This window comes from Neobacillus jeddahensis (assembly GCF_000612625.1).
GTDB classification, from domain to species: domain Bacteria; phylum Bacillota; class Bacilli; order Bacillales; family Cytobacillaceae; genus Neobacillus; species Neobacillus jeddahensis.
Genome location: NZ_CCAS010000055.1, coordinates 1 through 12,504, shown reverse-complemented (window position 1 = coordinate 12,504; position 12,504 = coordinate 1). Strand labels below are relative to the sequence as shown.

Annotated in this window: 9 protein-coding genes; 8 read left to right on the top strand and 1 reads right to left on the bottom strand. The window is 38.4% G+C overall.

All coding sequences use genetic code 11. The features are described 5' to 3' along the window. Nucleotides 1–122: 122 nt before the first annotated feature. The 3 genes from TY15_RS18460 to TY15_RS18450 all read left to right on the top strand — a co-directional run bounded on the left by TY15_RS18460 (nt 123) and on the right by TY15_RS18450 (nt 4,426). The gene (locus TY15_RS18460) at nt 123–1,616 is read left to right on the top strand and encodes a coproporphyrinogen III oxidase (RefSeq protein ID WP_040204433.1); all 1,494 of its coding nucleotides are present in this window, start codon (nt 123–125) and stop codon (nt 1,614–1,616) included. Nucleotides 1,617–1,795: 179 nt separating this feature from the next. Next, nucleotides 1,796–3,415: a long-chain fatty acid--CoA ligase gene (locus TY15_RS18455; RefSeq protein WP_179301716.1), complete on the top strand. Its 1,620-nt coding sequence runs from the start codon at nt 1,796–1,798 to the stop codon at nt 3,413–3,415. A gap of 219 nt (nt 3,416–3,634) precedes the next feature. Then, nucleotides 3,635–4,426, top strand: coding sequence for an enoyl-CoA hydratase (locus TY15_RS18450; protein ID WP_040204435.1), 792 nt, complete (start codon nt 3,635–3,637; stop codon nt 4,424–4,426). A 105-nt stretch (nt 4,427–4,531) separates the two neighbouring features. Here TY15_RS18450 and TY15_RS18445 read toward each other — a convergent pair whose 3' ends face one another. Further along, nucleotides 4,532–4,717 carry a YhzD family protein gene (locus TY15_RS18445; RefSeq protein ID WP_040204436.1) on the bottom strand — a complete coding sequence of 62 codons (186 nt, stop codon included), beginning with the start codon at nt 4,715–4,717 and terminating at the stop codon, nt 4,532–4,534. 124 nt (nt 4,718–4,841) lie between these two features. Between TY15_RS18445 and TY15_RS18440 the strand changes: the two genes are divergently transcribed. The 5 genes from TY15_RS18440 (at nt 4,842) to yhaM (ending at nt 12,479) form a co-directional block, all read left to right on the top strand. Beyond that, a complete protein-coding gene (locus tag TY15_RS18440; RefSeq protein WP_040204437.1) occupies nt 4,842–5,741 on the top strand; it encodes an ABC transporter ATP-binding protein in 900 nt (299 codons plus the stop codon). Further along, a complete protein-coding gene (locus tag TY15_RS18435) occupies nt 5,734–6,978 on the top strand; it encodes an ABC transporter permease (RefSeq protein WP_040204438.1) in 1,245 nt (414 codons plus the stop codon). The genes TY15_RS18440 and TY15_RS18435 overlap by 8 nt, the downstream gene beginning before the upstream one ends. Before the next feature lie 262 nt (nt 6,979–7,240). Continuing rightward, the gene (locus TY15_RS18430; RefSeq protein WP_040204439.1) at nt 7,241–8,461 is read left to right on the top strand and encodes a metallophosphoesterase family protein; all 1,221 of its coding nucleotides are present in this window, start codon (nt 7,241–7,243) and stop codon (nt 8,459–8,461) included. Between the two features lie 19 nt (nt 8,462–8,480). Beyond that, complete coding sequence (locus tag TY15_RS18425) at nt 8,481–11,483, top strand: AAA family ATPase (protein ID WP_040204440.1); 3,003 nt, start codon at nt 8,481–8,483, stop codon at nt 11,481–11,483. A 51-nt stretch (nt 11,484–11,534) separates the two neighbouring features. Beyond that, nucleotides 11,535–12,479, top strand: coding sequence for a 3'-5' exoribonuclease YhaM (gene yhaM / locus TY15_RS18420; protein ID WP_040204441.1), 945 nt, complete (start codon nt 11,535–11,537; stop codon nt 12,477–12,479). The last annotated feature ends 25 nt before the right edge of the window (nt 12,480–12,504 follow it).

Below are 12,504 nucleotides of genomic sequence, written 5' to 3'. Positions count from 1 at the left end.
TACACTTAAGGAAGTTTAGATAATGTCTTGCCCCAGCTCCTGCCATAGGAGCTTGTGCTATTTGGAAAGAAAAAAATATAAAATTTAACTACGAGAAATGTAGTGAAAGGTGATATATATAATTGCGAATTTCGATAATAGGGTTAGAGGATGAAAGATATAGACGTCAATGGCAGCTCATTGCCAATTTGTTTTTTGAAGAATCACAGATTGTCATTGGAAATGAGGATGAAACAGATTTACAAATTATATTTAGCTGTCAAGTTCTTGAGAATATAATGGTATCAGCTGAATTAAAGGATAACAATGGAAAAGGGTATTTCTCAACCTATCAAAAAGAAATGGTTCCATCTGAATCTGAAAAAGAAAGGTTTAAGCAGATAAAAAATGCGGTCGCCCATGTTTATTTAACGGTCCTTCAAGATTGGACAGGCATTACCCAAAAATGGGGTGTGTTAACGGGAATTAGACCGACAAAATTACTCCATCGGAAAGTGCAGGCGAACATTCCAATGGAGTTAGCCCACCAACAATTAAAGGAAGATTACTTAATTACTGATGAAAAGATTGAGTTGATGCAGCAGATCGTTGACCGCCAGCTTGCCGTAGTACCTGATCTTTACTCCCTGCAAAAAGAGGTTAGTATTTATATTGGGATTCCATTTTGTCCCACGAAGTGTGCTTATTGCACATTTCCTGCCTATGCGATTAATGGCAGACAGGGATCAGTGAATTCATTCCTAGGGGGACTTCATTATGAAATGAAGGAAATAGGTGCCTGGCTGAAGGAAAAAGGCATCAGGATTACAACTGTTTACTACGGTGGAGGTACCCCGACGAGTATTACTGCGACAGAAATGGATATGTTGTACGAAGAAATGTACGCATCATTTCCGGATGTTGAAAATATTCGAGAAATTACAGTTGAGGCAGGGCGACCCGATACGATTACCCCAGATAAATTAGAGGTCCTTAAGAAGTGGCATATCGACCGGATTAGTATCAATCCACAATCCTATACACAAGAGACGTTAAAAGCGATTGGAAGACATCATACAGTTACAGAAACGATAGAAAAATACCATCTTGCTCGCGAAATGGGAATGAATAATATCAATATGGATTTAATTATTGGCTTGCCTGGGGAAGGTCTATCTGAATTTACACATTCCTTAGCAGAAACTGAAAAGCTGATGCCTGAATCAGTCACTGTTCATACATTATCGTTCAAACGAGCATCTGAAATGACCAAGAATAAGGAAAAGTATAAGGTTGCTGAACGGGATGAAGTAGAAAAGATGATGAATCTAGCCCAGGATTGGACCAGAGATCATGGGTATGTTCCATACTATTTATACAGACAAAAAAATATTCTCGGCAATCTAGAAAATGTGGGCTATTCATTTCCTAATCAAGAAAGTATCTATAATATTATGATAATGGAAGAACAGCAGACCATAATTGGATTAGGCTGTGGTGCGGCTAGTAAGTTTATTGATCCACATTCGGGGAAGATTATCCATTTTGCAAATCCGAAGGACCCGAAATCTTACAACGATAACTTTGAATCCTATACAGCTGATAAAATAAAAATCTTAAACGAGCTTTTCTCCTGATAACAAATAAGCGTTCATGATAAAATGATTCTCCTGCTTAATAGAGCAGGGAATTTTTTTATTCTGATTGTTCTTAATGAAGGAATAAAAGTTCTTAATGTAGAATAAATACATGGGTTGCTCCATACAATTCTAGGGGTGATTTAAAACGCTTTCAAAATTGGAGGGGATGAGTAGTGATGATGCAAACACCTTTAACGATGACACAGATGATTGAAAGAGCCGAAAGATATTTTCCAAAGAAGCAGGTTATATCAAGAACAGCAACCGGCATCCAAAGATTTACCTATAAACAAATTGCCGAAAGAACAAGAAGACTCGCCGATAGTTTGATGAAATTAGGCGTTACAAAAGGAGCAAGAGTAGGAACGCTAGCTTGGAATCATCATCGCCACCTTGAAGCCTATTTTGCAATTCCATGTATGGGTGCCGTCCTCCATACGATAAATATCCGCTTATCACCCCAGCATATAGCCTACATTATCAATCATGCTGAAGATCAGGTTCTCCTTGTTGACTCAGACATCTTGCCCCTTCTCGAACAATGCGCTGCGGATTTAAAAACGGTAAAAGCCTTTATTATTATGACGGATGAAAAGGAATTACCAGAAACAAAGCTCGCACCTGTCTATCATTATGAACAACTTTTGGCTGAAGCCAGTCCTGATTTTCACTATCCGGAGGATATTGAAGAAAATGACCCTGCTGGTATGTGCTACACGTCGGCGACGACAGGTAACCCAAAAGGAGTGGTCTATTCCCATCGTGGCATTTTTCTGCATAGTATGGCTTTAGGACTGGCCGACAGTGCCGCCATTAGTGAAAAAGACATTGCCCTGACAGTTGTTCCAATGTTTCATGCGAACGCATGGGGGATGCCGTTTGCTGGAGTATGGTTTGGGACAACACTGGTTCTCCCTGGTCCATATTTCACCCCTAAATTACTAGCGGAGTTAATTGAACAGGAAAAAGTTACTATCACGAGTGGCGTCCCGACTATTTGGTTAGGATTATTAAAAGAACTGGATGAAGGGTCCTATGACTTGAGTAGTTTAAGGGGAATTTTATGTGGTGGATCTGCTGCACCAAAAGGAATGATTAAAGCCTTTGAACAAAGACACAAAGTTCCATTCATGCATGCATATGGGATGACAGAAACAAGTCCTCTTGCACTCTTTTCAAACTTAAAAAGCTATCAAGAAGAATTAGATGATGAGGAGAAATTAGAATTGCGTGCAAAGCAAGGTACACTTGTGCCAGGTTTAGAAATGAAAATCCTTGGTAAGGACGGTGAAGTCGCTTGGGACGGGCAAGAGATGGGAGAGTTATGTATCCGTGGTCCATGGATTGCCTCAGAATATTATAAAGATGAGCGAACAAAAGATGGATTTCAAGATGGCTGGCTTCATACTGGAGATGTCGTCACCATTGATGAAGAAGGGTTTGTGAAAATTGTTGACCGAACAAAGGATTTAATTAAGAGCGGTGGCGAGTGGATTTCTTCCGTTGATTTAGAAAATGCTTTAATGGCACATGATGCCGTATTTGAAGCGGCAGTTGTAGCTGTCCCGCATGAACGATGGCAGGAGCGACCCATTGCTTGTGTAGTTTTAAAAGATGCCTTTAAGGGTAAAACCTCAAAAGATGAGCTATTTGAATTCTTAAAACCACAATTTGCAAAATGGTGGATTCCCGATGATATCTTATTCCTTGAGGAAATCCCAAAGACGTCAGTTGGTAAATTCCTAAAGATGTCGTTACGCGATCGCGTGCAAAAAGAAGTGCTCAGAAAAAGCTGATTTCCGAGGACATGGGGTCCCAATATCCTTAAAAAAATTGGCTCTGTTAAGGCTCATTGTTTATTTTTCTCAGTTTGCTATTGGAGCAGAAATCAGCAGTCATGTTTAACAGAACTTTAAATTGAAGAAAATTCGATATATTTCGAATGCTTATTTTTATTCTGATTAAATCCATATATAATGGAATTGATTATAAGTAAATAAGGGAGGGGATTCCCCATGTCAATGAATGTTGTTTCAGATAAGGTGACTTTGCGAGTAAAGGGACGCGTGGCAACACTTGAAATGAATAGGCCAGAGGCATTAAACGCTATGGATACGGATCTGATTAAGGGACTCATTTGCAAACTAAAAGAAATTAGTGATTCTGACAATATTGATATTGTCGTGTTAACTGGAAAGGGCAGAGCCTTTTCAGCTGGTGGGGATATTAAAACCATGCTTTCAAACATGAACGAAAGCGATTTCTTTCCTGTCATGGATTGTATTAGTGAATTAATTATTACATTGTACAGCATTCCAAAACTAACTCTTAGTGCCATTTCAGGTGCAGCAGCTGGCTTAGGATTTAGCTTAGCGTTGGCTACTGACTATATTCTTGCAGATAAAACAAGCAAGCTGGCGATGAATTTTATTGGTATTGGGTTGATCCCGGACGGTGGAGCGCATTTCTTTTTAGAAAAAAGACTGGGAGAAACGATGGCTAAGCAGGTAATTTGGGACGGGAAAATGTTAAATTCTGATGAAGCGTTGAAGCTGGGACTGATCCAGGAGATTGCAGAAGGTGAACTCCAGAAAGCCTTAGAGGATCGGATCGCAGATTGGTTAAGCCGACCTGTACAGGCAATGATTAAAACGAAGAAAATTATGGCTGAAAAGAATCGTCCACAATTATTAAAAATATTGGAATTAGAAAAATATGGGCAGCAAAAAATGCGGGAAACACTAGATCACCAAGAAGGAATTAGCGCATTTCTCGAAAAAAGACGACCTCATTTTATTGGTAAATAAAAGAAGCCTTAACCGGCTTCTTTTTTAGCCGCTAGGAAAGAATAACTTTCCTATTAGGCATAAGTGCAACTAACGCCTCTGTCTTCGCTAGTCGGTGAGTTTTCTTTAAGTATGAAAGAGTAGTAGTTTTCCGCTTGGTGAAGTGCAGCGGTGTGTCTTCTCTAGTAAATTTTTTTCGCTCAAGAGTTGTTCCCCTCTTTTTTTTGCTGCGTCATCATTATCTGCTTGAAAACTTTCGTCCACTAATTTCTCACCATTTGCTTCAAACGCTGTTAGTTTATAGGTTTTCATTCAATAATCCTCCTTGTTAGAAGTATGCTACTAATATTTTTACATAATTCTCTAAATTGTGCAAAAAATAATTTGAAACTATTTTATGGTATATTCGTATGAAAGAAAGAGAGGAGTGTGTATTATGGTTCTTAAACTTGAACATGTCACCAAACGGTTCGGACAATTTACAGCGGTAAACGATTTGTCGTTAGCTATTCCGGAAAAGGAGATGTTTGGTTTTCTAGGGGCAAATGGAGCAGGAAAAACGACAACGTTCCGGATGATCTTAGGATTACTTGATCATACTGAAGGGAGAATTACTTGGGATGATCAACCGATTGATTACTCCACCAGCCACCTTGTCGGCTATCTCCCGGAAGAAAGAGGCCTGTATCCGAAATTAAGGGTTCGCGAGCAAATCATTTATTTAGCAAGATTACGGGGAATGCAAAAGAGCGAAGCACTAATAGAACTAAAAGCTTGGCTAGAGCGTTTTAAAATTCCTGATTATGAGAATAAAAAGGTTGAAGAGCTTTCGAAAGGAAATCAACAAAAAATCCAATTTATTGCAGCAGTCGTACATAAGCCAAAATTATTAATCTTGGATGAGCCATTCAGCGGACTTGACCCCGTAAATGTAGAAATGCTAAAGGAAGCGGTCTTAGCCCTGAAGGAAAACGGTGCGACCATCGTCTTTTCAAGTCATCGAATGGAGCATGTTGAGGAAATGTGTGAACACTTATGTATTTTACATAAAGGAAGTCCGGTTGTGCACGGTTCCTTAAAAGATATTAAACGTGAATTTGGTAAGAAAAATCTCGTTATCCATGCGGATTTCTCCTTAGATGAATTGAAAAACTTCCCGGGTGTAGTAAAGTCCAAAATAACAATGGAGGGAATTCAACTGCAAATTGAAGGAGAATATATTGCGGAAAAAATTCTGAAGGAAATAGTCAATAAAGGTTTTATAAAGAGATTTGCCCTTGAGGAGCCTTCGTTAAATGATATTTTTATCGAGAAAGTAGGTAATTCCTATGAATAATTTTTGGATTATCTTATTTCATACCTATTTAAGTAAATTGAAAACGAAATCGTTTATTATCACAACAATATTAACAGTGGTCATCGTCTTAGGACTGACAAATATAAACAGAATCATCGACCTTTTTGATAAAAATGGTGGCAAAGATACGATTGCGGTAATTGATGAATCAGGGCAGCTTTACGAGCCGTTCAAACAGCAAGTGAATTCGATAAACAAGGATATTGTACTTACGCAATATAAGGGGAACGAAAAGGATGCGGAAGATAAGGTTGAAAAAGGTGATTATAGTGGGGTTGTTTCAATCCAGTTTAATGATGAAAACTTACCTGTTGCCACCTTTAAGGCCATGAGTATTGCTGATTCCTCCTTATTTACGGATTTGCAAACGGGTTTACAACAAGTGAAGACAATGTTGGCTGCTTCACAATTGAATTTAACCCCAGCACAGTTGCAAAAGCTTTATGAACCGGTAAAGTTTGAAAAAGTCGCGCTTGAGAAAAATGCCAAAACAGAAGAGGAATTAAATCAGGCCAGAGGTCTCGTTTATGTCTTGCTGTTTATCATTTATTTCTCGGTTATCATGTATGCCAACATGATCGCCATGGAAGTTGCGACAGAAAAATCGTCTAGAGTGATGGAAATATTAATTTCAAGTGTTTCACCGATAAAACAAATGTTTGCAAAGATATTGGGGATTGGTCTGCTGAGTCTCACGCAATTAGCGGCCTTTTTACTCGTAGGGTACTATTCTTTTATAAAGAATATGGCAGCTTTCAAGGATGGCTTTTTTGGAGTAGGAAACATCCCTGTAGCGACCATTTTCTATGCCGTTATTTTCTTTATTCTTGGCTACTTCCTTTATGCTACTCTGGCGGCATTTTTGGGCTCACTTGTCAGTCGAATCGAAGATGTGCAGCAGATGATTACGCCGATGACGTTACTAGTCGTAGCTGGATTTATGATTGCGATGTTTGGACTTGGTAAACCGGATGCTCCATTTATTACGGCTACATCGTATATTCCTTTCTTTACACCGATGATTATGTTTTTGCGAGTCGGTATGTTGAATATTCCTGCATGGGAGGCTTTTTTAGGGATTGCTGTACTAATTACCACCATTGTTATTTTAGCTATTTTTGGGGCACGAGTATATCGTGGCGGCGTCTTAATGTACGGGAAGTCTAATTCGTATAAAGATATCAAAAAGGCATTACAGTTAACGAAAAATAAATAACCTTTTAGGGCTTTACCATTTTGGTAAGGCTCTTTTTTATAGAAAGAAGGTATAAAAATCGACTTCGAGAATTGTCCAGCGCAAGGAGCCATCGGCTCGAGGTCACAAGCCAATCCGTCCAAAAGGTTAAAGAACAACCTTTCGGCCGGCTCGTCTTGTGTTTGTCGCCGATAGTCGGGCGCCTTGCGCTTTTCTTGTAGAACGTGCATTCGTATTTTAAAGGTGTTACAATGGAGAAAAGACTGTGTGAGAGGATTATTTTATGAAGAAGATTTCGTTTATACATGCAGCAGATTTGCATTTAGACAGCCCGATGGTCGGATTAAAACATTTGCCAGCCAATATCTTTTCACGAGTGAAGGAGAGTACCTTTACAGCGTTGAAAAGGTTAACCGCTGCAGCAATTGAGCAACAAGTTGATTTTGTAATTTTAGCTGGTGATTTATTCGATGGGGAAGATCGTAGTCTCCGGGCGCAATCACGCTTTCGGACAGAAATGTTTAAATTAGCCGAACAGGGAATTCCTGTTTATGTTGTGCATGGAAACCATGATCATTTAAACGGTTCTTGGGTTAATCTGGATATGCCAGCGAATGTTCATATTTTTAACCATCAAGTTGAAACAAAATTCCTTCAAACTAAGAGTGGAGAAAAAGTTCATCTATATGGCTTTAGCTATCCGACTCGACACGTGTTCGATCGAAAAATAGAAAATTACCAAAAGGTTGAAGGGGCTGATTTTCATATCGGAATCCTTCATGGCAATGAAAGTTCAGGAATTGAACACGATAACTATGCGCCTTTCACAATCAAGGATTTGCAGGAAAAAGACTTTGATTATTGGGCACTTGGTCATATCCATAAACGAGCTATTTTGACTGAAAATCCACCCATCATCTATCCAGGTAATCTTCAAGGGCGAAACAAGAAAGAGACTGGAAAGAAGGGCTTTAATTTAGTCGATTTGACAGAGGTGGATGCAAAGCTAGAATTTATTGAATCTGCTGATATTATATGGACGGAGGCTGTAATTGATGCTGCTAATGCTAACAGTTTTCATGATATTCTCCATCTATGCCAAACAACCATCAATAGTCTTCGGAGTGATCGAACAGGGACATTCCTAACCCTTCATTTGACCAATATTGAACTAGCGGATCAGCGCGAAAAAAGAAGTTTGGAAAGTGAATTACTGGAATTACTAATAGAGGATGAAAAAGATGAAGAGTACTTTGTCTGGATTGTTGATATAAAGTTTACGGTGAGCCGGCAAATGGATAAGGAACAATTAAAAACGGAAGGTAACTTTTTTGAAGAGTTATTTGAAACAATTGACAAGTATGTTGATGTTGAAACGGCTGTAGCATCTTTGTACGAGCATCAGATAGGGAGAAAATATTTAGCACCTTTATCTTCTGTAGAAAAAAAAGAAATGATCGAAAAGGCTGAGAAATTATTAATTGAATTACTTTATGAATCTTAACGAAAGGAGTGGATGCTGATTGAAATTTGTTGAGATGCACATATACGGGTACGGTCAATTAGAAAATGTGAAAATTAGCAACCTCACTGAATTCCAAGTATTCTATGGCGAAAATGAAGCAGGTAAGTCTACCATTATGGCCTTTATTCACGGGGTTTTATTTGGTTTTCCAACCAAACAACAATCAGAATTGCGCTATGAGCCAAAGCATAGTTCAAAATATGGCGGCAACATTAGAGTTTATCATGAGGAACTCGGATATGCAGTCATTGAGCGTGTCAAAGGAAAAGCAACGGGGGATGTAAAGGTAATCCTTGATAATGGAACGATCGGTGGTGAAGAACTTCTAAAGCAACTTGTAGCAAACTTTGATAAGGGCTTGTTTCAAGCTGTTTTTTCCTTTAATTTGCATGGCTTGCAAAACATTCACCAAATGAAAAGCGAAGACATAGGCAAATTTCTATTTTCCGCCGGAACGTTAGGGACGGGCCAGTTATCAAAAGCGGAAACGCTCCTGCACAAGGAACTGGAAAGTCGCTTTAGGCCATCGGGTAAAAGACCAGTATTGAATGAAAAGTTACAAAAACTTCATGAAGTGAACGGGGACTTAAAAAAAGCGGCTGCAAAAAATAATGAAATTGAAAAGTTAATAGAAAAGAAAGAGTTACTTCAACAGGAAATGGCAGCCATTAACGGCATGCTTCAAGAAGTAGGTGCAAAGGTTGAAGAACTAAATGAATGGAAGAGAATAGAGACAATTGTCAAAGAAGAAAAATGGACAAAGGAAGCACTAAACGAGATTGGACAAATCGTATTTCCGACACGAGGGATTGAGCGAATGGAACAATTAAATCAGCTCATTCACCCGGTTCGTGCGGAGATAATGAGCATGACTGAAAGGACAGATCAGTTGAACAAGGAATTGACTGCCATTCAGCCTGATTTATCTTATCTGGAAAACGAGTCTGATATTTTAACATTGCTTGATCAATTACCGAGACTGGAACAATTAAAGCAAGAGAGGCAACAATGTGAAACGAAGCTAGTAGAGTACGAAGACAAGCTGTCCATTACTAGAGAAAAATTGCATTTACCTATTGATGAGGAAGACATCTTTACCATCAATACAAATATTTATATGAAAAATCAAGTGGAAGTCATTGCACGGAAAAAACAGAAACTTGAAGAAGTAAAGGAAGAGCTTGAGGAACGTTATCAAGAGAATAAAATCCTGTTAGAAGAAGTCGAAAAAGATGCCCGTTTGGCCGAAAGTATGGTTCTTCCTAAACAAAAAAGGGTATTGTTGGAGGAACAGGTAAGTCAGGGGAATGATAAGAAGACTCTAGAGTGGGAAGTAAAGGCTCTCCACGATAAAATTGATTTCTACCAACAGGCACATGAGCGTGAAAAAGTTACGAGTGAAAGCCTGAAAAAACAGAGAATGCTTCAGTTTTCCCTGCTAGAGATCATCCTAATTGGATTGCCAATGTATGGCTTCTTAACTAAACAGTGGGTGCTGCTTTTATTAGGGATACTAGGTGTGATTATCGTTGCCACTTTTATGACGAAAAACAGTAAGTCTTTTAAGAGTGGAGATATTCATCAAATAATAAAAAATTTAAATGATAAGGAAAAACAACTAAAACAAAGACTTCACTCGGCTGAATATATAAATATGTCTGAATTAGAGAACCAATTATTGTTAGATAATCAAAGGCGAGAAGAACTGCAATTAGTCAGGTTGAAGCTAAAACAGCAGCAATCTCAATATGAAAAGGTGATTGTGAAATTTGAGGAATGGGAAGCAGCGGCTGCTCAAAATAATCAAAGACTTTTTTCCGTCGCCAACGAATTAATGATACCTGAATATATTGCTACTTCTTTTTTACAAGAGGCTTTTGAGTTAATAGAACAATATAAGTCTATTTGCAGGGAGAAAAAACAGATCGTAGTGAGACTAGAACAAATAAATTTGTTACAAAAAGAAATAGTAGAAGGCCTCAAATCCTTTGAGAGTCGTTATTTTAACCAAAAAGACTTAGAACCTTCTAATATAGCCTATCTCCTCCGCAATAAGCTAAAGGATGAGCATGAGAAGAAAATAAAGAGTCAAGAGAGACTTGGAAAGCTTGCAGATCTTAATACTGATTTAAAGCAAAAATCACAACAGCTTGAATTATTGGAAGCAGAACGAAAAAAACTCATACAAGCGGCAATGGTTGAAACAGATGAGCAATTCTATGAACTTGGGGCAATTGCTGAAAAACAAGAAAAGCTATTAGAAAGATACCATTACCTTGCAAGCCAACTCCAGTATTCACTTCTTCCAGCACAGCAAAGGGAAACCTTTTTATCCATTCAAAATAGTGCTGAATTAATCGATGAATATGATGTGGAAGCACAGCGTTTACGTGGAAAGTTAAAAATGCTTCAAGAAGAATTTGCAACAATTAATTATGAAATACAAGTACTCGAGGAAGGTGGAGTTTATTCGGAGATCCTCCACCACTTCAAACAGAAAAAGTATGAACTTGAGGAAGCTGCAAAAGAATGGTCTGTTTATTGCCTGGCACAAGAGATTTTATCGCATACCATTGATAAATATAAGAAGGTTCATTTGCCAAGGATGTTATCCAAAGCAGAAGAATACCTATCGTTTCTTACTAGCGGAATCTACCGGAAGATTCATCTTCAATCATCTGGTTCAGGGTTCTTAATCGAACGCGAGGACCATACCCTTTTTGAAGCGAATGAACTAAGCCAAGCGACGACGGAACAAGTATATGTAGCAATTCGCTTGGCATTAGCAACAACGCTTTATGAAAAATATACATTTCCTATAATCATCGACGATAGCTTTGTTAACTTCGATGCAAAGAGAACTGAAAAAGTCATGGAACTTCTTAATCAGCTGAAGGGAAATCAAATTTTATTCTTTACATGTCATCAGCACTTATTACCGATGTTCCACCCTGAAAATATTCTTTATTTGGAAAAAGGTGCTGTTCAGATTAGTTCATAGAGTAATAGTCGGATATGGTATACTCGTACTATGGGAAGGAGTGTGGATTAATTGAGCAAAGGTATATTACACTATGATGTTGGGGAACAGGTCGAATTATTCCTCCTAATTAAAAGTTCCACAAAAGGGATTGCTAGTAACGGTAAGCCATTTCTAACGCTAATTCTTCAGGATCAAAGTGGAGAAATTGAAGCAAAGCTATGGGATGCTGGGGATGATGATGAAAAGCGTTATGCAGCCCAAAATATAGTAAGAATTATTGGAGATGTCCAAAATTATCGTGGGAAGAGTCAGCTTAAGATTCGTCAAATCCGAAAATCTGGACCAGCCGATGGGGTTAAACTGGATGATTTTTTAGAGACTGCACCGCTTAGTCAAGATGAAATGATGGGTAAGCTGACACAGTTTATTTTTGAAATGAAAAATCCAAATATCCAAAGGATTACCCGTCATTTAATCAAGAAACATCAAAAGGCCTTTTTGGAATATCCGGCAGCAACAAAAAATCATCATGAGTTTGTTTCTGGGCTGGCTTACCATGTTGTAAGCATGCTGGACTTGGCTAAAGCGATTGTTTCGTTATATCCTTCCCTTGATAAGGATCTTTTATATGCGGGCGTTATCCTTCATGATATGGGAAAAGTGTTGGAATTATCAGGTCCTATTTCTACTGTGTATACGGTCGAGGGGAACTTACTTGGGCACATTACCATTATGATTAACGAAATCGGCAAAGCTGCAGAAGAGCTAGGGATTGCGGGAGAAGAAGTATTAATACTAAAACACCTTGTCCTAAGTCATCATGGAAAAGCTGAATGGGGAAGCCCAAAACCGCCGATGGTCAAGGAAGCTGAAATTCTACATTATATAGATAATCTTGATGCGAAAATGAACATGTTGGACCGAGCATTAGAAAGAGTAAAGCCTGGGGAATTTACCGAGCGCATTTTTGCCTTGGAAAATCGATCATTTTATAAACCAGTGTTTCATAAATAATCTAAAAATAACCCATTACGGGTTA